Origin of the sequence: Streptomyces sp. NPDC059010 (genome assembly GCF_042740355.1) — a bacterium.
Taxonomy (GTDB): domain Bacteria; phylum Actinomycetota; class Actinomycetes; order Streptomycetales; family Streptomycetaceae; genus Streptomyces.
On sequence record NZ_JBHYJA010000014.1, the window covers coordinates 53,498 to 77,777 of the forward strand.

At 70.6% G+C, this 24,280-nt stretch carries 18 protein-coding genes; 6 read left to right on the plus strand and 12 right to left on the minus strand.

Annotated features, from left to right (window positions below; genetic code table 11):
• Nucleotides 1-137: 137 nt before the first annotated feature.
• Both ACFWYS_RS16900 and ACFWYS_RS16905 read right to left on the minus strand, forming a co-directional pair.
• Nucleotides 138-2,762 (minus strand): PA14 domain-containing protein, encoded by a 2,625-nt coding sequence (locus ACFWYS_RS16900; protein WP_384768674.1) that lies wholly within the window; start codon nt 2,760-2,762, stop codon nt 138-140.
• Nucleotides 2,763-2,961: 199 nt separating this feature from the next.
• On the minus strand, nt 2,962-3,405 hold the full coding sequence (locus ACFWYS_RS16905) for a hypothetical protein (RefSeq protein WP_384768677.1): 444 nt from the start codon (nt 3,403-3,405) through the stop codon (nt 2,962-2,964).
• 532 nt (nt 3,406-3,937) lie between these two features.
• Here ACFWYS_RS16905 and ACFWYS_RS16910 point away from each other — a divergent pair.
• Nucleotides 3,938-4,609, plus strand: coding sequence for a hypothetical protein (locus tag ACFWYS_RS16910; protein WP_384768680.1), 672 nt, complete (start codon nt 3,938-3,940; stop codon nt 4,607-4,609).
• 22 nt (nt 4,610-4,631) lie between these two features.
• Here ACFWYS_RS16910 and glgC read toward each other — a convergent pair whose 3' ends face one another.
• The 3 genes from glgC to ACFWYS_RS16925 are packed head-to-tail and all read right to left on the minus strand — an operon-like array spanning nt 4,632 to nt 7,852.
• The gene (glgC, locus tag ACFWYS_RS16915) at nt 4,632-5,852 is read right to left on the minus strand and encodes a glucose-1-phosphate adenylyltransferase (protein WP_384768683.1); all 1,221 of its coding nucleotides are present in this window, start codon (nt 5,850-5,852) and stop codon (nt 4,632-4,634) included.
• Nucleotides 5,853-5,903: 51 nt separating this feature from the next.
• Nucleotides 5,904-7,055, minus strand: a complete 1,152-nt coding sequence (gene glgA, locus ACFWYS_RS16920; RefSeq protein ID WP_384768686.1) for a glycogen synthase — start codon at nt 7,053-7,055, stop codon at nt 5,904-5,906.
• Between the two features lie 41 nt (nt 7,056-7,096).
• Nucleotides 7,097-7,852 carry a (2Fe-2S)-binding protein gene (locus ACFWYS_RS16925; protein WP_384768689.1) on the minus strand — a complete coding sequence of 252 codons (756 nt, stop codon included), beginning with the start codon at nt 7,850-7,852 and terminating at the stop codon, nt 7,097-7,099.
• Nucleotides 7,853-8,062: 210 nt separating this feature from the next.
• Here ACFWYS_RS16925 and ACFWYS_RS16930 point away from each other — a divergent pair, with 210 nt between their 5' ends.
• Nucleotides 8,063-9,220, plus strand: a complete 1,158-nt coding sequence (locus tag ACFWYS_RS16930; RefSeq protein ID WP_384768692.1) for a DMT family transporter — start codon at nt 8,063-8,065, stop codon at nt 9,218-9,220.
• Here ACFWYS_RS16930 and ACFWYS_RS16935 read toward each other — a convergent pair.
• On the minus strand, nt 9,210-10,373 hold the full coding sequence (locus tag ACFWYS_RS16935) for a transglycosylase family protein (protein ID WP_384768695.1): 1,164 nt from the start codon (nt 10,371-10,373) through the stop codon (nt 9,210-9,212). The two genes, ACFWYS_RS16930 and ACFWYS_RS16935, sit on opposite strands and share 11 nt — an antisense overlap.
• Nucleotides 10,374-10,699: 326 nt before the next feature.
• On the opposite strand from ACFWYS_RS16935, the gene gndA reads away from it, so the two are divergent.
• Nucleotides 10,700-12,139: an NADP-dependent phosphogluconate dehydrogenase gene (gene gndA / locus ACFWYS_RS16940; protein ID WP_384768698.1), complete on the plus strand. Its 1,440-nt coding sequence runs from the start codon at nt 10,700-10,702 to the stop codon at nt 12,137-12,139.
• A gap of 68 nt (nt 12,140-12,207) precedes the next feature.
• Here gndA and ACFWYS_RS16945 read toward each other — a convergent pair whose 3' ends face one another.
• From ACFWYS_RS16945 to ACFWYS_RS16970, 6 genes are all read right to left on the minus strand, one after another.
• Nucleotides 12,208-12,672, minus strand: coding sequence for a hypothetical protein (locus tag ACFWYS_RS16945; protein ID WP_384768701.1), 465 nt, complete (start codon nt 12,670-12,672; stop codon nt 12,208-12,210).
• A gap of 112 nt (nt 12,673-12,784) precedes the next feature.
• Nucleotides 12,785-13,243: an SRPBCC family protein gene (locus tag ACFWYS_RS16950; protein WP_384768704.1), complete on the minus strand. Its 459-nt coding sequence runs from the start codon at nt 13,241-13,243 to the stop codon at nt 12,785-12,787.
• Nucleotides 13,244-13,889: 646 nt separating this feature from the next.
• Nucleotides 13,890-14,234, minus strand: a complete 345-nt coding sequence (locus tag ACFWYS_RS16955) for a GNAT family N-acetyltransferase (RefSeq protein WP_384768707.1) — start codon at nt 14,232-14,234, stop codon at nt 13,890-13,892.
• Nucleotides 14,235-14,305: 71 nt separating this feature from the next.
• Nucleotides 14,306-14,728: an aspartate 1-decarboxylase gene (gene panD, locus ACFWYS_RS16960; protein ID WP_384768710.1), complete on the minus strand. Its 423-nt coding sequence runs from the start codon at nt 14,726-14,728 to the stop codon at nt 14,306-14,308.
• Between the two features lie 119 nt (nt 14,729-14,847).
• Nucleotides 14,848-18,771: a glycoside hydrolase family 2 TIM barrel-domain containing protein gene (locus ACFWYS_RS16965; RefSeq protein WP_384768714.1), complete on the minus strand. Its 3,924-nt coding sequence runs from the start codon at nt 18,769-18,771 to the stop codon at nt 14,848-14,850.
• Nucleotides 18,772-18,864: 93 nt separating this feature from the next.
• The gene (locus tag ACFWYS_RS16970; protein WP_384769112.1) at nt 18,865-20,802 is read right to left on the minus strand and encodes an ABC transporter ATP-binding protein; all 1,938 of its coding nucleotides are present in this window, start codon (nt 20,800-20,802) and stop codon (nt 18,865-18,867) included.
• A 171-nt stretch (nt 20,803-20,973) separates the two neighbouring features.
• Between ACFWYS_RS16970 and ACFWYS_RS16975 the strand changes: the two genes are divergently transcribed.
• From ACFWYS_RS16975 to ACFWYS_RS16985, 3 genes are all read left to right on the plus strand, one after another.
• Nucleotides 20,974-21,939: a YbhN family protein gene (locus tag ACFWYS_RS16975; RefSeq protein ID WP_384768717.1), complete on the plus strand. Its 966-nt coding sequence runs from the start codon at nt 20,974-20,976 to the stop codon at nt 21,937-21,939.
• A gap of 44 nt (nt 21,940-21,983) precedes the next feature.
• A complete protein-coding gene (locus ACFWYS_RS16980) occupies nt 21,984-22,748 on the plus strand; it encodes a crotonase/enoyl-CoA hydratase family protein (RefSeq protein WP_384768720.1) in 765 nt (254 codons plus the stop codon).
• A gap of 360 nt (nt 22,749-23,108) precedes the next feature.
• The coding region (locus ACFWYS_RS16985) for a mechanosensitive ion channel family protein (protein WP_384768723.1) at nt 23,109-24,280 on the plus strand (1,172 nt) is incomplete at its 3' end.

The following is a 24,280-nucleotide window of genomic DNA, read 5'->3' on the forward strand; positions in this document are numbered from 1 at the left end:
CTCGCGTCGACGACGGGTGGAGCAGCAGTCAATCGCCCTTGTCCGATTACGGTCAAGTACGATCAAGCTACGCACAGTTAACAGCAGATTAAGTCCCGCCCCTCGCGAAAGGGGCGGGACTCATGGTGCATATGAGGTCACTTCAACACAGGTTGCGGCGCCGGGCATCCCGTGGGAGTCACCCGGGAGGCGTCACGGATCAACGCCTCGTGCGCCGCCTTGAGCCGTGCCGTGTCCGGTTTCAGTACGGCCCGGTCGTAGGTGAGGAAGCCGTTCAGCTCCCCCTCGACGTCCGTGATCTGCGTGTACACGGCGCCGTTGCTGCCCCGGCAGACCAGGGCGCGCACCTCGTCGAGCCTGGCCAGATAGTCGTCGGTGTAGGTCGCCGGGTCGACGTCGACGTACGACTGCTGCACCGACCAGGCGTGGCCGGGCACCGCGAGGCCGAGGCCGCCGTACTCGCCGCTGACCAGTGCCCGTTCGCCGTCGGGGCGGGGCGGCAGGGCGGGGCTCGGATAGCCGTGCTCGTCCATGATGTCGCCGGTGCCGCCGTCGGCGCCGAGGTTCAGCCCCGACTGGTTGTTGACCAGCCGAGTCGGATCCCATGCCTTCGCCTGATCGGCGATACGTCCGACGTCGTACTGCCCCCAGCCCTCATTGAACGTAACCCACATGATCACCGACGGGCTGCTGATGTGCTCGTCGATCATCTGCTTCATCTCGCGCTCGTACTGGGCGCGGGCCCCGGCACCCGGATTCACCCCCGCGGTCATCGCGGGCATGTCCTGCCACACCAGCAGGCCCAGCCGGTCGGCCCAGTAGAACCAGCGGTCCGGCTCGACCTTGATGTGCTTGCGCACGGCGTTGAAGCCGAGCTTCTTGTGCGCCTTCAGGTCGTACGCGAGGGCCTCGTCGGTCGGAGCCGTGTGCAGGCCGTCGGGCCAGAAGCCCTGGTCGAGGGTGGCCATCATGAAGACTGGCTCGCCGTTGAGGACGGTGCGCGGCACGCCGTCGATCTTCTCGACGGCGATGGAGCGCATGCCGAAGTAGCTGCCGACGCGGTCGGCGCCGACGGTGACCTTCAGGTCGTACAGGAACGGGTCGTCGGGCGACCACAGATGCGGATCGGGGATGGCCAGGGTCAGCGGCCGGCCGGTGCGGCCGCTGACGGTGGCGACCTTGCGCCGTCCGTCGTACGCCGTCGCCGTGACGGGTACGCCGTCGCGGACGCCCCGCGGCTCGACGGTGAGCGTGCCCGCGTCGACGTCGGGGGTGAGCTTGAGCCCGTCCACGTGGTCGGGGGCGACCGGCTCCATCCACACCGTCTGCCAGATGCCGGAGGACGGGGTGTACCAGATGCCGCTCGGGTCCAGGCGCTGCTTTCCGAGGGGCGGGTTCTCGCCGTCCGCCGCGTCGGTCGGGTCGTACACGCCGACGATCAGCTCCTGGGTGCGGCCGGGCTTCAGCGCGTCGGTGATGTCGGCGGCGAACCTGTCGTAACCGCCCGTGTGCTCGGTGACCTTGGTGCCGTTGACGTACACCTCGGTCCGCCAGTCAACGCCGCCGAAGTTGAGCCTGAGGCGCTTGCCGGAGCCGATGCGCCAGTCGGCGGGGACGGTGAAGGTACGGCGGTACCACATCCGGTCCTCATGCCGCTGGAGTCCGGAGAGCTGGGACTCGACCGGGTACGGGACGAGGATCCGCTCGGCGAGGTTCCTGCCGACCGGCGGCAGCTCCCCCGCCTCGGCCGCCGCGAACTGCCAGCGGCCGTTGAGGTTGCGCCAGGCGTCCCGGGTCAGCTGCGGGCGCGGGTACTCGGGGTGGGCGTTGTCCGGGCCCACCTCGTCGGCCCACCTGGTGCGCAGCTCGTGGGTGGATCGGTTGGGGCCGCTGCTCCAGAAGGTCTTGACAACGTTGCCATCACTCGTGGTCAGACCGCCCGCACCGTCGTAGCGGACGTCGGCCGTGCCGCGTGCCGTCCCGGTCTTGTTGCCGACCACGGGCTCCTTGAGCGCGACGAGGAGGGCCTTGGGATCGGCCGGGTCCGGCTCGGCCGTCCCGAGCGGCCACTTGGCGCCGCCGATCACCGCGTCCAGGTGGCCGGTGACGTCGGCCGGAGGTGCGGCGAGGTCACGGGCGAAGTCGAGTCTGAGCGTACGGCCGTTCGCGAGGACCGTGGCCGCGATGGCCCCGTCGTAGTCGAAGCCGTCGGGGAGGCGGAACGCGGACTGCGGGACGGGCTCCTTGGCGCCGCCGGGCTCGGTCCAGCGCAGATGGAGGTTGGAGCCGCCGTAGTGCTCGAAGTACTCGACCTTGATGTCGTGGGCGGTGCCGGCGGTCAACTCGACGGGAGCGGCGGTCTGTTCGCGGTCCCAGTCGTCGATCCAGTGGTCGATGGCGAGCTTTCCGTCGATCCAGAGGCGGAAGCCGTTGTCGCCGATGATCGAGAAGGTGTGCGGGCCGGTCTTCTCCGGCACGATCTTTCCGGTCCAGCGGACACTGACGTCGTCCGAACGGCCCGCGGCGAAGGCCAGGCGCGGCTCCAGGTTGTCGAAGTCGAGACGGGGGTCGAAGGCGGTCGCCTTGAGCGCGTGGAAGTCGAAGGCGCCCGGGGCCGACTGGGTGTAGTACTCGCCCTTCAGACCGTGGACCTCCACGGGGTCGTCGGCCGCGGCGGGGGCGGGTGTCGCGGTCAGCCCCGCGAGGCCGAGGGCCCCGGCGAGGAGTAACACGAGTCGGTTTCTGAGGCGTTGTTTACGCACAGAGCCTCCATAACAACGTTGTCATGCACAGCAGTTGGCATAACAGCACGGATTCCAACACCCGTCCAGGTACATGACAAGAGGGTCCGCCCCGCAGACCGGAACAATCACGCACTCGCCGACGGGTGTGGCTCCCTTCGAGGGAGCCACACCCCAGGCAACTCGCCTTACCACTCAGTGCGCCCGCCGTTGGCCGGGTTCACCATGCAGCGGCGCCGCAGTTGCCGCCTTGCAGACATGCCCGGAAGTTCAGGCCGCTGAGCTTGCTGTAGTCGCCGCGGAAGTCTTCGCCGTTCGCGGCGGTGCGGATGGTTGTCCAGTTCTGGCCCTTCCACTTCGCCTGGAGCAGTACGTACTTCCCGTCCGTCTTGTGGTCGTAGAACTTCCCCCAGAAACTGCCGTAGTAGCTCCTGCCGTCCGCGCTCGACTTCCAGTCCCAGTGGATGTTGATCTGACCAGCACGGTTATTGGTCCACAGAGTCCTGTCCGCGCTCCCCGACCCCGCGGCGTGGATGTCGCCGCTGCCGGACACGGCAGCCGGGGCTTCGCCTGAGGCGAATGCCGCAGGTGCGGTGACGCCACCCGTGACAGTGGCAGTGCCGACGAGCAGGGCGAGCGCCGCGAACTTCATGCGCGTCTTCATGCTGAAACCTCTCCTGCGGGCCACAGCGCGAGTCCCCCCGTCGGGTCCTGATTGCGCCCTGCGGCCGGCATGAGTCCCGGAACATCCCAAGAGATCCACCCACGTGCCCGAGGACTGGTGGACACGGGGAATCAGGGCCGCCCATGCACCCCGAGCTCCGGTCACGAGCATCGAGGTCCCGGTGCCCCGGGGCTCTTGGTAGGGAACCTATTTGTCCGGGGCTTCACGGTCGTCAACCAGGCGACTGACTCCCGGTTGCGACACGGGCGGTACAACGGCTTCGGCTACTACCAGGGTTTACCGTCCGGCTCCGGGCAACCCCTCACCTCGACCCGCCCGCGCTGGCCAATTGACCTCACGCAAACGCTGATTGACGCTTCATCAGTTGCCGAATCAAGTACAACTTTACGATTTCTTGGTGTAGCTCGGCCGTCGATTGCGTGAGCCTCGTGGGCATCACACGGTGACTTCAGGCCCAGTGAGAACACGGGTCTCGTCGCCGTTCCCCCACGTATGGCGAGAGGCAACACCCATGACAAGGAACCGCGCACTGCGGTACGGCGGCCGCACCATGGTTCTGGCGGCGACGGCGTTCGGGATGGTCGCGGCGGCCGTGCCCGCTGTGGCCGACGACCAGCCCACCCCGGAGCAGATCGTGGCCGACTGCGCTTCCGGCGAAGGCAAGTGCAGCTTCAACTCCCCGGAGATCGGCGAGGCTTACCTCGGTGAGCCCCGTCAGGTCTCGGAGCTGCTCTTCAACTGCACCGCCTCGCCCGCCTCCCAGTCCATGTCATGGGCCGACACCGTGGGCTCCTCCCACTCGGTGGGCGGATCGGTGACCGTCGGCGGCGGCATCGAAGGGATCGTCACCGCCAGTGTGACCGCGACGTACAACTACACGTGGCAGAGCTCCCACACGGAGACGAGCTCCTTCACCGTGAACGTCCAGCCGGGCGAGGTGGGCTGGATCTCCCGCGCGCAGGTGATGCAGCGGATAACCGGCACGTGGCAGACCCACTACGACGACCCCAAGTGGGGTCACTACTACTGGTTCGTGCCCGACGTGATCACCGGCCCCGCCCCGAACGGCACGGACGGCAAGCACAGCGCGGTCGTGGTCAAGTCCCGCAAGATGACGGCCGACGAGAAGAAGCTCTGCTCCAACGGCGCCACCCGGGACGAGGTCTTCACCCGCAGCGGCTGACGGGGCGGCCCGCAGGCTGGGCCTAGGAAACCCCCTGCCCCTTCCCCAACGCGATCACGCCGCCCTTGGACACGGTGTACAGCTCCGCGTCCCGGTCCGGGTTGACGCCGATCGTGGCGCCCGGGGGCACGTCCACGTTCTTGTCGAGCACGGCGCCCCGTACCACCGCGCCCCGCCCGATGTGCACGTTGTCGTGCAGCACCGACCCCTGCACCACGGCTCCCGGGTCGACCACCACGCCCGGCGAGAGCACGGAGCGGGTGACCTGGCCGCGGATCAGACAGCCGGCGCTGATGATGGACTCGCCGGCGATGCCGCCCGCGTTGAAGCGGGCCGGGGAGAGCTGGCCCGAGTGGGTGTAGATGGGCCAGCTGCGGTTGTACAGGTTGAAGGCGGGGCGCTCGGCGATCAGGTCCATATGGGCGTCGTAGTACGCGTCCAGGGTGCCGACGTCCCGCCAGTAACCCCGGTCGCGGTTGGTCTCGCCGGGGACGTGGTTGGCGCTGAAGTCGTAGAGCTGGGCCTCGCCGCGGTCGGTGAGCTGGGGCAGGATCGAACCGCCCATGTCGTGCACGGAGTCGTCGTCCTCGGCGTCGCGCTGGAGCGCCTCGATGAGGGCCTTGGTGGTGAAGATGTAGTTGCCCATCGAGGCGAAGACGGTCTCCGGGTCGTCCGGGAGTCCGGGCGGGTCGGCGGGCTTCTCCAGGAAGCGGTCCACCGTCTGCCCGTCCGAGCCGGGGCTGATCACGCCGAACGACGACGACTCGCTGCGCGGCACGCGGATGCCGGCCACCGTGACGCCCGCGCCGCCCTCGATGTGCTGGGCGAGCATCTGGCGCGGGTCCATGCGGTACACGTGGTCGGCGCCGAACACCGCGACGTACTCGGGGCGTTCGTCGTAGATCAGGTTCAGGGACTGCAGGATCGCGTCCGCGCTGCCCAGGTACCAGCGCGGCCCGAGCCGCTGCTGGGCCGGGACCGGGGTGACGTAGTTGCCGAGCAGACTGGACATGCGCCAGGTCGTGGTGATGTGCCGGTCCAGGGAGTGCGACTTGTACTGCGTGAGGACGCAGATGCGCAGGATGTCGGCGTTGACGAGGTTGGAGAGGACGAAGTCGACCAGGCGGTAGGTGCCGCCGAAGGTGACCGCCGGTTTCGCGCGGTCCGCGGTCAGGGGCATCAGGCGTTTGCCTTCTCCGCCCGCCAGCACGATTCCGAGCACCGAAGGTCCACCACGACGCATGGCCGCTCCCCTCACCCTGGTTGGTCCCAGCCTGCCCCTGTGTAGCGCGCACTAAGCCTGTTTGAGGATCTCCCCGTAGAGCAGGGCCGTCCGCCGTGCCACCGCGTCCCAGCCGAACTCCCCCACCGCGCGTTCCCGTCCGGCCTCACCCATCCGCCGGGCCGCCTCCGGGTCGCCGATCACCGCGTCCAGCGCCCGCGCGAGGCCCGCCTCGAAATCGTCGTCCATGGGGACGAGCAGGCCCGTCTTGCCGTCCTCGACGACCTCGGGGATCCCGCCGACCTGCGAGGCCACCACGGGAGTTCCGCAGGCCATCGCCTCCAGGTTGACGATGCCGAGGGGTTCGTACACCGAGGGGCAGACGAACACGGCGGCGTGCGTGAGGAGTTGGATCACCTCGGGACGCGGCAGCATCTGCGGGATCCAGTGCACGCCCTCGCGGACCCGGCTCAGCTCCTGGTAGAGGTCGCGGAACTCCTGGTCGATCTCGGGGGTGTCGGGCGCGCCCGCGCAGAGCACGACCTGTGCGGCCGGGTCGATGTGCCGTATCGCGCGCAGCAGATGGGGCACGCCCTTCTGGCGGGTGATGCGGCCGACGAACAGCACGTACGGGCGGCCGGCGTCGAGGCCGAAGCGGGTGAGGACGTCGGTGCGGCGGTCGGGCCGGTAGAGGGTGGTGTCGATGCCGTTGTGCACGATGTGGACCCGGCCCGGGTCGAGCGCCGGGTAGCAGCCGAGGATGTCCTCGCGCATGGCGCCGGACACGGCGATCACCGCGTCGGCGGCCTCGATGGCGGTGCGCTCGGCCCAGCTGGACAGGGCGTATCCGCCGCCGAGTTGCTCGGCCTTCCAGGGGCGCAGCGGCTCCAGGGAGTGGGCGGTCATCACATGCGGGATGCCGTACAGCAGCTTGCCGAGGTGGCCGGCGAGGTTGGCGTACCAGGTGTGGGAGTGGACGAGTTCGCGGCCTTCCAGCCCCGCCGCCATGGCGAGGTCCACGGAGAAGGTGCGCAGCGCGTCGTTGGCGGTGTCGAGGGCGGACCAGGGACGGTGGCGTACGACGCCGACCGCGCGGCCCTCGCCCCAGCAGTGCACCTCCAGGTCGACGAGGTCCCTCAACTCCCGGGCGAGGAACTCGACATGGACGCCGGCTCCGCCGTACACGTCCGGCGGGTACTCCCGGGTCAGCAGTCCCACTCGCACCCGGAACCCCCTGTCCTCAACGGATGGTTGCCCTTTCATGGTCACCCAGATGGGGCGCGCGGGGAAGAGCGCGGGGCTCGTGTGAAGCAACAGTCACCGCATACCCCGCCACCCGGCACGCGGTAGTAGAGGCAGCAGCTGCGGCGCCGGAAGGCGGCTCCGGTGAAGGTGCCGGTGCCGGCGAGCAGCGGATGGGTGAAGAGCTCCGCGGTGAGGGCGCGGGCGCGGGCGGCGGTTTCGGTACGGCCGCCCGCTCGGGCCCACTGGTCCAGTTGGCGGGCCGCGCCCGCGAGCGCGGATCCTGCGTTGCCCCACAGCAGGCCGGTGGCGACTCGGTAGCGGGTCTGCAGGGCGGCGGTCAGCGGTTCGAGGTGGGCGTGCAGGACGAGGTCCGCGATGGTCGCCGGGTTCGCGGGCAGCGGGCGCACCTCGGTGAGCCACAGGTCGTCGGGGGCGCTGTTGTCGGGGTCCCAGTGCAGCAGGACCGGGTCGAGGTCGGGGATGCCGCCGTAGAGGGCGGCGCAGCCGAGGGTCACCGACCACAGGCGGGCCGCGAGCCCCTGCTGGGCGACCGAGGCGGCGATCCGCGGCTCGGGGACGCGCAGGCTGTTCGCGACTTTCCGGACCCGGAAGTCCAGAGAATTTCCGTACGCGTCCGACGGCTGTTGTCCGTATGTCTCCGCCAGGGTCGGCAGTGGCCGAAGTGTTGTCCCTGGTGTGCGTAGTACGAAGAAGCCGCCGAGCGGCCGGAGGGCGGCGAGTTGGGGGTCGAGGTCCACGAAGAGCAGTAGTACCAAGGCCCCTCGGGGTTCTCACCTGGGGGTCTCCACCTCGGGTCACCCCTCCAGAGGATGAGACGACCCCTCTCGTACTCCATCGGCAGTACGACACGGTCGATTCTCTGGTACGACGACGGGAAGAGCTTTTCGAGGCATCGTGTTGATTATGAGAGCCGACCGTTCGCCGCGCCGGGCGCACCGCCCCCGCCTCACGCAGAGGAGCAGCTCATGAGCGCCCTCGCGTTGTCCGTGCTCCTGTCGCTGATCTCCGCCGTCGCGTACGCGGGCGGGGCGATCGTGCAGGAGCGTGTCGCGGTGTCCTCCCCGGGTCAGCAGTTCGCGCCGATGCGCCGGCCGGGCTGGTGGGCGGCGGTCGCGTTGAACGGCCTCGGCGGTCTGCTGCACGTCGTGGCGCTGGCCTTCGGCCCGCTGAGCCTGGTGCAGCCGCTCGGTGCTCTGACGATCGTGTTCGCGCTGCCGATGGCGGCGCTGTTCGTGGGCCGCAGGGCCGGTTCGACGGCCTGGCGTGGCGCGATCATGGCGACCGTGGGTCTCGCGGGGCTGCTGTCCCTGGTCGGCACCTCCGAGTCGCAGTCGCTGGACACGGCGGAGCGGGCGGCAGTGGCTCTGGTGACCGGCGGCATGGTCGTGGCGCTGATGATCGCGGGCCGGGCGGCCCACCGGCACCCGGCGGTGCGCAGCATGCTGCTCGCGACGGGGTCCGGCATAGCCTTCGGCATGTCGTCGGTGTTCACGAAGATCGTCGCGGTCGACTGGGACGGCGGGGTGTCGGTCGCCGACCTGCCGTCCCTGGCCACCATCGGCGTCTTCGCCACGGCCGGTCTGCTGCTCTCCCAGGCCGCCTACCGGGGCGCGGGCCTCGCCGCACCGCTGGCCACGCTGACGGTCGTGAACCCGGTGGTGGCGGCTGCGGTCGGCATAACGATGTTCGGCGAAACCTTCCGCTACGGCACGACCGGCACCGTGCTCGCGCTGGGCTGCGGTGTCGTGGCGGCGGGCGGCCTGATCCTGCTGACGACGGAGCGGATCGCCCGCACCGAGGCGGAGACCGGAGCGGGCCGGCCCGAGCCGGTGGCGGCCCTGTCCGAGCCCCTGTCCGAGGCGGACATGGCTCCGGTGGGCGCCGGGGAACTGCTCACCGGCCTCCCCGAGCAGACGGCCGCGATGCCGCACGAGGAGCTCCTGGTTCCGGACAGCATCGACGGCATCCTCATACCGGCCCAGATCGCGGAGAGCGCGTACGACGACGGGGAGCCGTCGCGCCCCGAGGGGGGCGGGTCCCCGAATCTCTACGGCCCCTTCTACGGCGGCCCGTACGTCCCGACGCCCGTCATCGACCGGCATCGGATGCGGGTCAAATCCTGACGCCACCGGCCCGGAGATAAGCGACCGGGTCGATGTCCGCGCCGAAACCGGGCCCCGTCCGCACCTCGAAGTGCAGATGCGGGCCCGTGCTGTTGCCCGTGGACCCGGAGCGGCCGATGCGCTGCCCCGCGCCCACCGACTGCCCGGCCTTCACGGAGATGGCCGAGAGATGGGCGTACTGGGTGTAGCGGCCGTCGGAGTGCCGGATCACCACCTGGTAGCCGAAGGAGCCGGCCCATCCCGCGCTGACCACCTGCCCCGCCCCGACGGACTTGACGGACGTACCGGTCGCAACCGGGAAGTCGACGCCGGTGTGGTAGCCCTTCGACCAGGACGATCCGGCCTTGCGGTAGGGGGTGCCCGTGGGCGAGCTCACCGGGGAGACGAGCGAGCGGCCGGTCGTGGACGTCTCGTCCCGGTCGGCGGTCTCCCGCGCCGAAGAGGTCTTCCCGGGCGAGGTCTTGGGGGTGGTCGCCGGCTGACCGGTCCCCGGGGACGCCGCGGGGGCCTTGCCGCGCAGCGCGAGCCGCTGGCCGGGCAGGATCAGGTCGGGGTCCGGCCCGATGGCCTTCCGGTTCGCGGCGTACAGGCCCCGCCAGCCGCCCCTGACCTTCCGTTCCTCGGCGATCCCGGACAGGGTGTCGCCGTGGACGACGGTGTACATCTCGGCCTTGCCCGCCCGTGACTGGGGCGTGGTCTGCGGCTGGACGTCCTGGACGGAGGTCTTCGCGGCCTTCGTGGTGGTGCCGGCGGGACGGATGCCGGGAGTGTCGCCGCCCCGGGTCAGCCCGGCCCGCTCCGAGCACTCCGGCCAGGCGCCCGGCCCCTGTCCGTCCAGCACCTTCTCCGCGACGGCTATCTGCTGGTCCTTGGTGGCCAGATCCGCCCGGGCCGCGTACCGCGCACCGCCGTACGCCTCCCACGTCGACTGGGCGAACTGCAGACCGCCGTAGTAGCCGTTGCCGGTGTTGACGTGCCACCTGCTGGTCGACTCGCACGCCGCGACCTTGTTCCAGGTGTCCACGTCGGCCGCCTGCGCGGCGCCGGCACCGATGAGGGGGAGCGCCATCCCGGCGCCGCCCGCGGTGACGGTGAGTGAGGCGCGGTTGATCCTGTTCGGCTGGTACCGGCGGTGCCGGCCGCGTGCGGCCATGACGGAGCCCCCCATAGACATGCGTCAGACATGCGTCAGGAGGGGCAAAAGTAAGCGCGGCGAACAGGCCATGACAAGACGGCAATTCAGCCGCTCGGTCACCCCAAGTGGCGAGGAATCGGCGTACGTTGCCCGCCGTCCGGCACGGCGCAGTGCCGTGAGGCCGGGGCGGCTGAGTGCGGTGGGGGCCCGCGTCCGTATCTGCCTGCGACATCGCCCGACCCGGATGTGCGCTCGGAGAACCGGCACGTCAGGATGGACGATGGGGCAATACTGGCGGGCATGACCGGCACCGCTGATATATCGAGGTCACTAGGAGCCAACGCATGAGCACTTCGGCGCAGATCGGCGTCACGGGTCTCGCGGTCATGGGCCGCAATCTCGCCCGCAACTTCGCCCGCAACGGATACACCGTCGCGGTGCACAACCGGACACCGGCGCGTACGCGGGCGCTGGTGGAGGAGTTCGGGAACGAGGGCGAGTTCATCGCGGCCGAGTCCGCCAAGGAGTTCGTGGCGGCCCTGGAGCGCCCGCGGCGCCTGGTGATCATGGTGAAGGCCGGTGAGCCGACCGACGCGGTGATCCAGGAGTTCGCGCCGCTACTCGAACCCGGCGACATGATCATCGACGGCGGCAATGCGCACTTCGCCGACACCCGGCGCCGCGAGCGGGACCTGCGCGAGCAGGGCATCCACTTCGTCGGCATGGGCGTCTCCGGCGGCGAGGAGGGCGCGCTGCACGGGCCGAGCATCATGCCGGGCGGCCCGAAGGAGTCGTACGACTCGCTGGGCCCGATGCTGGAGAAGATCTCGGCGAAGGCGGCGGACGGGGCGCCCTGTGTGACGCACGTCGGTCCGGACGGTGCCGGGCACTTCGTGAAGATGGTGCACAACGGCATCGAGTACGCCGACATGCAGCTCATCGGCGAGGCGTACCAGCTGCTGCGGGATGTCGCCGGGTACGAGCCCGCGCAGATCGCGGAGATCTTCCGGACCTGGAACCGGGGCCGGCTGGACTCCTACCTGATCGAGATCACCGCCGAGGTGCTGTCGCACGTGGACACGGCGACGGGCAAGCCGTTCGTGGACGTGGTGGTCGACCAGGCCGAGCAGAAGGGCACGGGGCGCTGGACGGTGCAGATCGCCCTGGACCTGGGTGTGCCGGTGTCCGGTATCGCGGAGGCGGTGTTCGCCCGCTCCCTGTCCGGGCACGCGGCACTGCGGGAGGCGTCCCGCGGGCTGGCCGGTCCGAAGGCGACGCCGCTCGGCGAGTCCGAGGCCGCCGCGTTCGCCGACCGGGTCGAGCAGGCGCTGTACGCGTCGAAGATCGTGTCGTACACGCAGGGCTTCCACGAGATCGACGCGGCACGCGCCGAGTACGACTGGGACATCGACCTGGGCGCCGTCTCGGCCATCTGGCGCGGCGGCTGCATCATCCGCGCGGCGTTCCTGGACCGTATCCGGGCCGCGTACGACGCACGGGCCGACCTGCCGAGCCTGCTGTCGGACGAGACCTTCGCGCAGGAGATCGCCGCCGCGCAGGACGACTGGCGTGAGGTGCTGGTCGCGGCGACGCGGCAGGGTGTGCCCACGCCGGGCTTCGCCGCGGCCCTCGCGTACTACGACGCGCTGCGCGCCGAGCGCCTGCCGGCCGCGCTCACCCAGGGCCAGCGGGACTTCTTCGGCGCCCACACCTACCGGCGGACCGACCGTGACGGGTCGTTCCACACGCTGTGGGGCGGGGATCGCTCGGAGGTCTCCGGCTGAGGATCGTCGTAAAAGGGGCCGTCATCCGCGGAGGGTGACGGCCCCTGGCCGTGCCGTGACCTGCTCGGTCAGCCGGCGTACACCCTGCCTTCCTTCACGACGTAGTGCGTGGGCTCGGAGCAGCCGATGGACGGTGTGACCAGCAGGCTCACCGTGAGGGGCGCGGGCTCCGTGCTCGCCGTGTCGAACTCGCAGACGGCGCCCCGGCCCGTGAGCGGGTACCAGAACCAGCCGTCGACGTCGCCCACCGTGACCCGGTCGGACTCCTTCCAGGCGCCGCCGCTCTGCCTGTAGACCTGCAGCCGGACGGAGGCGGCGTACTCGTCCTGCGTCGAGCGCAGTGCGGTCAGCGTGATCTTGTAGTCGCTTCCGAGGACGGACGAGGCGATCTGCCGGGTCTGCGGTGCCGCGGCGGTGGCGCTGGACGTTCCGGCGCCGGCGGCCCCGAGAGCGCCCGCCATCAGGAGCGTCGTGGACGCGATGGCGGCGCGGGTGGTGCGGTTGCTGCGGGTGCGACGACGCTTGCCGGTCATGCTCATGTATTCCCCCGTTGAACCGAGTTGTACCGAAGGGTCGGATTGGTTCGTACGGTGGTAGAGACCAGTCACCCGGCTTCAGGGTTGTACACGCGCCCCCGGAGGAACGTCAGGGCTTGGCGATCGCCGCTTCGGCCGCTTTCTTGATCCGGGCGCCGAAGGCGGGGGCGTCCTTGCGGGCGGCGGTGAGCGCCAGGCCGACGAGGAGTTTGCCGAGGCCGTGGCCTTCGAGGACGTTGAAGATACGGACCCGCGTCCTGCCGTCGGCCAGCGGCTCCAGGTCGTAGCCGCCTTCAGCGGCCGTCACGATGTTCTTCGACACCTCGGCCCACCGGATCCTCGTCGGGGCTTCGAGGTCGGTGATGCGGAACTCCCTGGCGGTCTTCATCCCTGCGTCCTTGACCGAGCTGCGGAAGACCGTGCCCACGGCGGTCGGGGCGTCGGGAACCCGCTCGATCCTCAGCACACGGGGGCTGAACTGCGGATCGTTGCGTCCGTCGGCGAGGTACTCGAACACCGCCTCCACGGGCCGGTCGATCTCGACCGTCGCTTCGAACTGTCCTGACATGAGCACTCCTCATGCGAAGGTCCGCGCCGCCCGTCCTGTCGTGGCGGCACCGCGACCCTATGGGGCCGCCGGGCATCGCGCGAGACGAACGGCACGACCACGAGGACGCGGCCGGCTCGACGGCGACGACGGCCTCCGGCACCGAGCCGGCCTCCGTACCCGAGGAACTCAGGTCAGCGGCGGCCCCGGCTCAGGATTCGGCACCGGCTCCGGGCCCGGCGGGATCGGGGACGGGGAGGGCTCCGGGGGTGCGGGCGGTGGTGGGGCCGGAGGTGAGGGCGGAGGTGGTGTCGGTCCCGGGGTGGGCGGAGGGCCCGGGGGTTCCGGTGCGGGCGGTGGCCCTGGCGTGGGCGCAGGCCCCGGGGGTGGGCCCGGCGCAGGAGGCGGCTGGGGGGCCGGTGCGGGTTCCGGGGGTGGGACCGGGTGTGGCTCGGGGGGCTGGGGCTCCGGGCCCGGGGTCGGACCCGGAGGGGTGGGTTCCGGGTACGGGTTCGTCATGATGTCCTCCTGCCGGTCCGTGGCGTCGGCTCTGGACTACTCCCCCGCGTACCCGATGGCCGCGCCACCAGTCACTCACCCGCGTCAATGCGGGCGGCCAAGTGGGCCTGCCGGGCGGCACCGTCGGCCCGGACGCGGCGCGGCCTGGTCAGAAGCGCTCGGGGTGCGCCCGCAGCCAGTCCTTCGCCGCCTCCAGGAGCTCCGGGTCGGCCGCCGGAGCCTGCTCCGGGTGGCGTTCGGCCCACTTCACGACGTACGGGCACAGCGGCGCGACGACGATTCCCTCGCGTGCCGCCATGACATACAGCTCGCGGGCCAGGGAGCCGGCGATGCCCTTCCCCTCGTGGGCCGGTTCGACGACGGTGTGGACGGGGACGAGGGCGCGTGCCGGGGATTCGAGGACGAAGTAGGCGATGTGGCCGGTGACTTCGTCGCCCCGCAGGGCCTCCAGACGGCCGGCCGCCCGGTCGTCGCGGATCTCGATCTCGCTCATGGCAGGCTCCTCGTCCGTCTTCCGCCGTCTTGCGTCGCCTTGCGTCGTCTTCCGCTCGACGTCGAGTGCGCTCAGGCCACCGGCACGGCCTGCGGGCTGCGCTCCTGGTCCGAGCCCGGTACCGGCTCGGACGGATCGGCGCCCAGGGACACGATCCGGTTGGCGCCGTCCACGTGCACGACCCGCGGCTCAAACGCCCGTGCCTCGGCGTCGTCCAGCTGAGCGTAGCTGATGATGATCACCAGGTCGCCGGGGTGGACGAGATGGGCGGCGGCACCGTTGATCCCGATGACCCCGGAGCCGCGCTCGCCCTCGATGACGTACGTCTCCAGACGGGCACCGTTGGTGATGTCGACGATGTGGACGAGCTCACCGGGCAGCAGATCGGCGGCGTCGAGCAGATCCGCGTCGATCGTCACCGATCCCACATAGTGCAGGTCGGCCTGGGTGACCGTGGCGCGGTGGATCTTGGACTTGAACATAGTGCGCAGCATGGGGCGCTCCGAGTGGTCGGCTCCCTGCCTGCTCTCCAGGTCAAGGGCTCTGTGTGCACGGGCGCGTCCAGGGTACGCAGCGGGGTCCCGGCGCGCACCGAGACCCCGGTCACGTCGACTCACTCCACCGCGGTCGGCCTCCGGGACGCCGCCATCGCGTCGGCCACGTCGGACAGCGGGCGCAGCCGGTAGGTGTAGGAGTAGTCGCGGTTCGCGAACAGCTTGAACTCGTCGTGGGTGTGGGCGCCCCAGCTGTTGTCACCGCCCAGGCCCATCTGCCGGTGGTTGACGCGCAGGACGACCTCGTCGCGCGGGGTGAGCTGGTAGTCGTGGCGCACGCCGGACGAGAGGTCCTCCGGAGTGAAGTGCGAGGCGTTGACCTCCAGCAGGGGCTCGCCGGAGACGAGGAGGCCGGCGCCCTTGGCGTCGGTCAGGGCGATCCAGCGGACGTCGGTCTTGTTGCCGTTCTCCTGGGGGCGGATGTAGGGGGTCCACTGTTCGGAGACGGTTCCGGAGTACACGCCCACGTCGGTGGCGTCCTTGCGGTCGATGTAGTTGTCCTCGGGCCCGCGGCCGTAGTAGCGCAGGTGCTCGAAGCGTCCCGGCAGGAGGAGCAGGGTGCCGACCTCCGGGATGTACGGCAGGGACGCGGCGCCCGGGTGCAGGGTGTTGTCGACCTTGATCTCGCCGTTGCCGAAGACCGTGTAGGTGGTGGTGTACGTCGACTCGGTGGTCGTCGGGAGGGTGCCGCCGACCTTGATCTCCACCGCCTTGTCGGCCAGGGCGCGCATCGTCACGTTCTTCGGCTTGCGCTGCTTGCCGGCGTCGCGCCAGGTCTGGTTGCGGGTGTGCTGGCCGTTGCCGCGGTCGTTCTCGGTGGGCGCCCGCCAGAAGTTCGGCACCGGCCCGGAGGCGAGGAGGGGGGTGCCTCCTGCCTCGTACGACGTGATGACGCCGCTGCCCTTGTCGACGGTGACGGAGAAGCCCTTGCCCTTGACCGTGACGGCCTTGTCGCCGTCCTCGTACGTCAGCGCCGGCACGCTCGACAGGGGTGCGGGCGTCACGGCCGGGACGTCGGCGTCGACGGGCAGCTGCTGCTTGGCCACCTCGAAGCCGGCCTTCGCCCAGGGGGTGGAGTCCTTGGTGGTGAAGGACAGCTGGAGGAAGTACTCGGTGCCCGGGGCCGGGTCGGCCGGCAGCTTCACCGGGACCGTGATGTCCTTGCTGCTGAGCGGGGCGACGTCCAGCTGGCTGCGGCTCAGCCTGCCGCTCTGTACGACCTTCCCGTCGGCGACGAGGGACCAACGGCCTTCGAACTCGCGGAGGTTGGTGAACAGGTACTCGTTGGTGAGGGTGATGGCCGATCCGGGGGCCAGTGCGCCGCCCGAGGCGGGTGCCGCGTTGACCGCCTGGTAGATCTGCTTGATCTCGGCCGCCTTGCCGGTGTGGCGGCGGTCGGCGGTGACGATGCCGTCCGCGTTGGAGGTGCCGTCGTTGGGGTTGTCGCCCCAGTCGCCGCCGTAGGGGAAGAAGGTCTTCTCGCGGGGCCGCTGTTCGGTGAGGTCGACGGTGGCCGCGTCGAACCAGAACCGTACGCCCTCGTCACCGGGGCCGCGGCCGTCGGAGTCGAGCTCGGCGGCGCTCAGCGCGCGGGCGTACACGCGTGCCCGGCGGATCGTGCCGCTGAACTCCCGAGTGGCGTTGTCGACATCGGTGGCCAGCGCGAGGGGCGCGGTGTTGGTGGCGGGCTTGCGGGTGGTGGTGCGGGTGGCCTTCGCCGCGCCGTCCACGTAGAGGGTCAGGGTGCCCGCGTCCGCGTCGAAGACGCCGGCGATGTGGTGCTCGCGGCCGGTCCAGTCGTCCGGGAGGGCCCAGTTCGCGGTGATCCACTGGCCACCGCCGTAGATGAAGAACTCAAGGGTCCGGTCCGACTGCTTGAGGGCGTAGTGGGTGTCGCCCTTGGCGATGATCGGCTGGTGGTAGCCGGTGTGGTGCGGGGTGGCCCAGGCCTCCAGGGTGAGCGAGCCCGTGAGGTCGAGGCGTTCGTCGCGGGGGAAGACGGTGGCGCCGGAGATGCCCTTGGCGGGGTCGAAGGTGCCGCTGGCGGTGAGGACCTCGCCGCGCAGCTTGCCGGGCCCGGCCTCGGTGAGGAACTTGCGGGTGGGCACGGGCCAGTTCAGCGACTGGTCGACGAAGTCCCAGATCCAGCCGCCCTGGAGGACGTCGTAGTGGCGGACGAGGTCCCAGTACTTCTTCAGGTTGCCGTTCGAGTTCCCCATCGCGTGCGCGTACTCGATCATGACGTACGGCCGGGTGTCTGCGGTGTCCTTCGCGCGCTGCTCGACGCGGGAGGGGCTGTCGTACATCTCGGAGCGGATGTCGCTGATGGTCGGCCGGTCGTCGCCCTCGTACTGGATGACACGGGTGGTGTCGTAGGCCTTGATCCAGTCGTGCATGGCGACGAACGTGCTGCCGCCGCCCGCCTCGTTGCCGAGCGACCAGACGACGACCGAGGCGTGGTTCTTGTCGCGGTGGACCATGCTCTGCGCGCGGGCCACGCACGCCTTGGTCCAGTCGGCGTGGTTGCCGGGGTATTCACCGCGGATGCCGTGGGTTTCGAGGTTGGTCTCGTCCACGAGGTAGAGGCCGTACTCGTCCGCGAGTTCGTACCAGAGCGGGTTGTTGGGGTAGTGCGAGGTGCGGACGGAGTTCATGTTCATCCGCTTGATGATCTCGATGTCCTTGACCATGTGCGCGCGGGTGAGCGCCATGCCGCTGTCGGGGTGCATCTCGTGCCGGTTGGTGCCGCGGAAGGAGACGGGCTTGCCGTTGATCCGCATCAGGCCGTCCCGAAGCGCGAATTCGCGCAGGCCGACGCGGTGCGAGAGGGTCTCGGTCACCTTGCCGGCCGGGTCGCGCAGCCGCAGTACGGCGGTGTAGAGGTTCGGGTGCTCGGCGGACCACAGCTTCGGCTCGGGCACGGCTCTGCTCGCCCGGACGGTCACGTCCTCACCGGCCGGGGCGGAGGCGAGGTCGACGGCCTGCTGGAGCGGCCTGGGCCAGACGGCGTGGCCCCGGGCGTCGTACAGCTGTGTCTCGACGGAGTAACCGCCTTCGCCCGCGCCCCCGTAGGAGCGCACGCTCGCGGTGACGGACAGCTCGGCGGAGGTGTAGCCGTCGCCGAGCGGAGTGTCCAGTTTGAAGTCGCGCAGATGGACGGCCGGCGTGGAGTAGAGGTAGACCGAGCGGAAGATGCCGCTCAGCCGGATCATGTCCTGGTCCTCCAGCCAGTCCCCGTCGGAGAAGCGGTACACCTCGACGGCGATCTGGTTGGTGCCGGGCTTGAGATGCTCGGTGATGTCGTACTCGGCGGGTGTGAACGAGTCCTCGGCGTATCCGACCAGCTCGCCGTTGATCCACACGTAGTGCGCGGACTTTACGCCCTCGAAGTGCAGGAAGGTCCGCCGCCCCGACCAGCCGCGCGGCACGGTGAAGGTGCGCCGGTACTGCCCCACCGGGTTGAAGCGGGTGGGCGCGGCCGGGGGCTGGGCGTCCTCGCCGAGGCCGTTGGGGCCCCACCACGGGTAGGTGATGTTGACGAAGATCGGGCGGTCGTAGCCGTGCATCTGCCAGACGGACGGGACGGGGATGGTGTCCCAGTCGCTGTCGTCGACGTCGGTGCGGTAGAAGTCCGGGTCCCGGTCGTCGGGGCGGTCCACGTGGGCGAACTTCCACTTGCCGTCGAGACTGAGCCGGTACGGCGAGCGGGTGCGGTCGCCGGCCAGGGCCTGGCTGACGTCCGCGTACGGCATCAGCGTGGTGTGTGGCGGCTGGGTGCCGATCCGGAAGACGTCGATGTGGCCGTTCCACTCCGGGGTGCCGGCCGCCGTCCCGGGTCCGTCGGCCGCGTGCGCCGTGGCGGACGATCCGGAGACGGCGAGCGCGCCGAGCAGGGCGGCTCCTCCCTCCAGGAGACGGCGACGGCTGACCGGCGCGCCCGGCGAGGGGGACGGAACGGCGGGGGACTCGGGCGAGAGCGGCATTGACGATGGCCTTCCTCGGGACGGCAGTGCGGCGCTGCGTGGCTTGAGGGAGCGTCAGATCATGTGCGGTGCTGTTGGGAAACCGAACGCACACTAGGTTGTGAACACCTGTGAAGCAATGATGCTGTCGATGTTTGTGTGTTCCTGATGGGTACGGCCGTCGACCTTGGCCGAATCCAGCTGCTCGAACTGCGTCCGGTACAGCTCGGCGTAGCGTCCCCGGGCCGCCAGCAACTCCTCGTGCGTGCCGCGTTCGACGATCCGGCCGGCCTCGACCACCAGGATCAGATCCGCCGCCCGCACGGTGGACAGCCGGTGGGCGATGACGACCGCGGTCCTGCCCTCCAGCGCCTCGGTGAGCGCCTCCTGGACGGCCGCCTCGGAGGTGTTGTCGAGATGCGCGGTGGCCTCGTCGAGGATGACGACGCGCTGGCGGGCCAGCAGCAGCCGGGCGATCGTCATGCGCTGGCGTTCGCCGCCGGAGAGCCGGTAGCCGCGCTCGCCGACCACCGTGTCGAGGCCGTCGGGCAGGGACCGTACGAGGGCGTCGAGGCGGGAGCGTTGCAGGGCGTCCCAGAGTTCGGCGTCGGTGGCGGTGGGGCGGGCGAGCAGCAGGTTGGCGCGGACGGTGTCGTGGAAGAGGTGGCCGTCCTGGGTGACCATGCCGAGCGTGCCGCGCAGGGACTCGGCGCTCAGGTCGCGGACGTCGACGCCGCCGACGCGTACGGCACCCTCGTCGATGTCGTACAGCCGCGGCAGCAGTTGGGCGACGGTCGACTTGCCCGCGCCGGAGGAGCCGACCAAGGCGACGGTCTGCCCCGCTTCGGCACGGAAGGAGATGCCGTGCAGCACCTCGGCGCCGCCGCGTGTGTCGAGGCTCGCCACCTCCTCCAGGGAGGCGAGGGAGACCTTGTCGGCGGACGGGTAGCCGAAGCGGACGTTCTCGAACTCCACCGCCACCGGACCCTCGGGGACCTTCTTCGCGTCCGGCTTCTCCTCGATCAGCGGCCTGAGGTCGAGCACCTCGAAGACCCGCTCGAAGCTCACCAGGGCGCTCATGACCTCGACGCGGGCGCCGGCGAGCGCGGTGAGCGGGGCGTACATACGGGTCAGGAGCAGCGCGAGTGAGACGACGGCGCCCGGCTCCAGTGTGCCGCGCAGGGCGAACCAGCCGCCGAGGCCGTAGACCAGGGCGAGGGCCAGGGCGGACACCAGGGTGAGCGCGGTGATGAAGACGGACTGGGCGGTGGCCGTCCGTACACCGATCTCCGCGACCCGGCGGGCCCGGGACGCGAACTCCCGCGACTCCTCCTCCGGGCGGCCGAACAGCTTGATCAGCGTGGCGCCGGGCGCCGAGAACCGCTCGGTCATGCGGGTGCCCATCGCCGCGTTGAGCGCGGCCGCCTCCCGCTGCATCCGGGCCATGCGGTGGCCCATGCGCCGGGCCGGGATCACGAACACCGGGAGCAGGACGAGGGCGAGCAGGGTGATCTGCCAGGACAGGGTGAGCATGACGGCGAGGGTGAGCAGCAGGGTGACGAGGTTGCTGACCACTCCGGACAGTGTGTTGCTGAAGGCCCGCTGGGCGCCGATCACGTCGTTGTTGAGACGGGAGACGAGCGCCCCCGTACGAGTACGTGTGAAGAACGCGACCGGCATGCGCTGCACATGATCGAACACAGCCGTCCGCAGATCGAGGATGAGGCCCTCGCCGAGGGTGGCCGAGAGCCGCCGGCCGAGGACCCCGAGGCCCGCCTCGGCGACCGCGATCAGGGCGATCAACAGGGCGAGGCGGACGACGGTGCCCTCGTCGCCCCGCGTCACGATCGCGTCGACGACGCGTCCGGCGAGTACGGGGGTCGCGACGGCGAGCAGGGCGGTCATCACCCCGAGCACGACGAAGAACGCGATCCGGCGGCGGTGCGGGCGGGCGAAGGCGCCGATGCGGCGCAGCGTGGCGCGGGCGAACGGGCGGCGCTCGCGCTCGGCGTGCATGACGCTCTGCAACTGGGTCCAGGCTGTGGTCTCCATGCTCATGAAGAGGAACGTAGAACCTCAAGCAATGTTGAGGTCAACTTCGGCGAGGCAGGAGGCGGTTTCGACGGCTTGGTGAAGATCGACAGCCGTCCGCAGCCGGTCCGTAAGGCGCCGTCTGCGCTGTCGCAACCCGCCGTTGGCGCGACGCGGAGAACCTCTCCGAATGTGACAGCGGTACGACTCCTCCTGGGACGCCTGCTCAAGCGCGTCCCGCTCCGCCAGATACTGGTCCTGCTTCCGCTCGTCCTCGTCGTCGTGGTCGCGGTGCGGCACCGGGCCGTGCTCGCCGAGGGCATCGGACATCTGGCGACGGCCAAGTGGCCGTGGCTGCTCGCCGCGGCCGGTGCCACCTGCATGACCTGGGTCGCGGCGGCGGTCACCCGGCAGGGCGCGGTGATCGACCGGCTGCCGAAACTGCGGCTGCTCATCACGCAGTTCGCGGCGGGCTCGGCCAACCACCTGCTGCCCACCGGGCTCGGCGCGAGTGCGGTCAACCTGCGTTTCATGACGGTCTGCGGGCTGCCGCTCGCTCGCTCCTCGGCCGCGCTGGCGCTGTATCTGCTCGCGGAGAGCATCGCCCGGGTCGGCCTGCTGGCCGCGCTGCTCATCGCCTTCCCGCACGCCCTGCAGCTCGGGCCGCTCCTGCCGGAGGGGTCGTGGGGCCCGCTGCTGCTGATCATCGCCGCGGTGGCGTTCGTGATCGTGGCCGTCTTCGCACTCGTACGACGGCTGCGCACCGCCGTGCTGTCGTTCCTGCGCACCGCGCTGGGCGAGGCGCGCTCGGTGCACACCCGCCCGTCCCGGGCCCTGGCGTTGTGGGGCGGTTCGCTGGCCTTCCCGACCCTTCAGGCGGCCGGACTGGTCCTGGTCGGGCTCGCCCTGGGGCTGGACATACCGCCCGCGCACATGGCGCTCGCGTATCTGGCGGCGACCGTCGCCGTCGCCCTCGTACCGACGCCGGGTGGGCTCGGCTCGGTCGAGGCGGCGCTGATCGTGGCGCTGGTGGCGGCGGGCGGCCCGGTCGCACTGGCGACTGCGGTGGTGCTGGCGTACCGGATCATCACGGTGTGGCTGCCGTTGCTGCCGGGGGCGTTGACATTGGGCGCGCTGGTGCGGTGGAAGGTCATCTGACCGCTCAGTAACGTACGGGGTCCACCCACCGAAGGGACCCCGCCATGCCGGTCCGCGTCGAGCGCCAGGGACACGTCACCACCGTCGTCCTGTCCCGTCCCGAGGTCCGCAACGCGGTCGACGGTCCGACCGCGGCCGAGCTCGCCGCCGCCTTCCGGGAGTTCGAGGCGGACGCCGAGGCGAGGGTGGCGGTGCTGTGGGGTGAGGGCGGCACGTTCTGCGCGGGTGCCGATCTGAAGGGGCTGGGCACCGAGCGGGGCAACCGGGTCGCCGAGGAGGGCGACGGTCCGATGGGACCGACGCGGCTGCGGCTGTCGAAGCCCGTCATCGCGGCGGTCGCGGGGCACGCCGTGGCGGGCGGGCTTGAGCTGGCGCTGTGGTGCGATCTGCGGGTGGCCGAGGAGGACGCCGTCTTCGGGGTGTTCTGCCGCCGCTGGGGCGTGCCGCTGATCGACGGCGGCACGGTACGGCTGCCCCGGCTGATCGGCACGAGCCGCGCGCTGGACCTGATCCTGACCGGACGGCCGGTGCCGGCGAGCGAGGCGCACGCCATCGGGCTCGCCAACCGTGTGGTGCCGACCGGACGTGCCCGCGCCGAGGCGGAGGAGCTGGCCGCCACGATCGCGCGGTTCCCCCAGGCGTGTCTGCGCGCCGACCGTGCCTCGGTGCTCGACCAGGACGGGCTGGACGAGCCGGCGGCGCTGCGGGGTGAACTCCGTCACGGCATGGGCGTGTTGACGCAGAGCCTGGAGGGCGCGGCCCGCTTCGCCTCGGGTGCGGGGCGGCACGGTTCGTTCACGGACCTGTGACGACGTCGCCGTACGGCAATCCTCATCGCGGGCCGGCCGCCGGGGCGCACGCGGCCGTGAGCGGCGCTCGTACGGCGCTCACGCATCAAGCGACCCCCGGGGTGCGGTCGTTCGCCCCTCGGAGACGGCCGGAATCCGCGCGAGAATGCCCGAAAGCGACCGATGAGGACGTCCGGCCGACGATCCCGGCACGAACACGTGTACCCGATACGGCAGGATGAGCCCTCGTGTCGGCCACGGGGGATGGGGTGGCCGGCACGACGGCACATCGCGGAATCGAGCAGGTGACAACGTGACGAGACTTCACATCCGGCCGTCGGCGAAGGGATTCGCCGCAGCTTTTCTCCCCGGAGGTGACCGGTGAACCGAGCTCTCACCGTGGATGACCTGGTCATCGCCGGGATCGCCGTGGCGGCGGGGCTGCTCGCGGCCTTCCTGCTGCGGATGCTGCTGCGCTGGCTGGGCAAGCACGCCGACCGCACCCGCTGGAGCGGCGACGACCTCATCGTGGACGTGCTGCGGACCGTGGTGCCGTGGGCGGCGTTCCTCGGCGGCGCGGCCTCCGCCGGCGCGGCGCTGCCGCTGACCAGGACGGTCCAGCACAACGTCAACCAGTGCCTGACGGTGCTGCTCATCTTCGTCGTGACGCTGGCCGCGGCCCGCGGGATCGCCGGAGTGATGCGGTCGGTCACCCAGTCCCGCCCCGGTGTCGCCGGCTCCGCCACGATCTTCGTCAACATCACCCGGATCCTGGTCCTGGCCATCGGCTTCCTGGTGGTGCTGCAGACGCTGGGCATCTCCATAGCGCCGCTGCTCACCGCCCTCGGCGTCGGCGGTCTGGCGGTCGCGCTGGCCCTGCAGGACACGCTCGCCAACCTCTTCGCGGGCATCCACATCCTCGCCTCCAAGACCGTCCAGCCCGGCGACTACATCCGGCTGGCCAGCGGTGAGGAGGGCTATGTCGAGGACATCAACTGGCGCCAGACGACCGTGCGGGCGCTCTCCAACAACCTGATCGTCATCCCCAACGGGGAGCTCGCGAAGACGAACATGACCAACTTCATGCGTCCCGAGCAGCAGCTGACGATCCTGGTCCAGGTCGGCGTCGCCTACGACAGCGACCTCGACCACGTCGAGCGCGTCACGAACGAGGTCATCGGCGAGGTCATGGCCGAGGTCGAGGGCGCCCTGCCGGACCATGAGCCGATCATCCGCTTCCACACCTTCGGCGACTCCCGCATCGGCTTCACCGTCATCCTGGGCGTCGGCGAGTTCAGCGACCAGTACCGGATCAAGCACGAGTTCATCAAGCGCCTGCACAAGCGCTACCGCAAGGAGGGCATCAACATCCCGGCGCCCACGCGCACGGTCGCGATCCAGCAGGGCACGGTGTCGATCCCGCAGCAGCGCATTCCCGGTGAGGGGGGGGGGGGGGGGCCCCCCCCCCCCGGCCCCCGCCCCCCCCCCCCCCCAACCGGGGGGGCGCTTGTTGGGGGGGCGGCGGCGCCAGCCCGAGGTGGGGGCCGCGGGCC

What these genes read in the sequence shown, in the direction of transcription:
- ACFWYS_RS16905 (WP_384768677.1), bottom strand. Translation starts at nt 3,405, where the DNA reads ATGAAGACGCGCATGAAGTTCGCGGCGCTCGCCCTGCTCGTCGGCACT.
- ACFWYS_RS16910 (WP_384768680.1), top strand. Translation starts at nt 3,938, where the DNA reads ATGACAAGGAACCGCGCACTGCGGTACGGCGGCCGCACCATGGTTCTG.
- glgC (WP_384768683.1), bottom strand. Translation starts at nt 5,852, where the DNA reads ATGCGTCGTGGTGGACCTTCGGTGCTCGGAATCGTGCTGGCGGGCGGA.
- ACFWYS_RS16930 (WP_384768692.1), top strand. Translation starts at nt 8,063, where the DNA reads ATGAGCGCCCTCGCGTTGTCCGTGCTCCTGTCGCTGATCTCCGCCGTC.
- ACFWYS_RS16935 (WP_384768695.1), bottom strand. Translation starts at nt 10,373, where the DNA reads ATGGCCGCACGCGGCCGGCACCGCCGGTACCAGCCGAACAGGATCAAC.
- gndA (WP_384768698.1), top strand. Translation starts at nt 10,700, where the DNA reads ATGAGCACTTCGGCGCAGATCGGCGTCACGGGTCTCGCGGTCATGGGC.
- ACFWYS_RS16945 (WP_384768701.1), bottom strand. Translation starts at nt 12,672, where the DNA reads ATGACCGGCAAGCGTCGTCGCACCCGCAGCAACCGCACCACCCGCGCC.
- ACFWYS_RS16950 (WP_384768704.1), bottom strand. Translation starts at nt 13,243, where the DNA reads ATGTCAGGACAGTTCGAAGCGACGGTCGAGATCGACCGGCCCGTGGAG.
- ACFWYS_RS16955 (WP_384768707.1), bottom strand. Translation starts at nt 14,234, where the DNA reads ATGAGCGAGATCGAGATCCGCGACGACCGGGCGGCCGGCCGTCTGGAG.
- panD (WP_384768710.1), bottom strand. Translation starts at nt 14,728, where the DNA reads ATGCTGCGCACTATGTTCAAGTCCAAGATCCACCGCGCCACGGTCACC.
- ACFWYS_RS16965 (WP_384768714.1), bottom strand. Translation starts at nt 18,771, where the DNA reads ATGCCGCTCTCGCCCGAGTCCCCCGCCGTTCCGTCCCCCTCGCCGGGC.
- ACFWYS_RS16970 (WP_384769112.1), bottom strand. Translation starts at nt 20,802, where the DNA reads ATGGAGACCACAGCCTGGACCCAGTTGCAGAGCGTCATGCACGCCGAG.
- ACFWYS_RS16980 (WP_384768720.1), top strand. Translation starts at nt 21,984, where the DNA reads ATGCCGGTCCGCGTCGAGCGCCAGGGACACGTCACCACCGTCGTCCTG.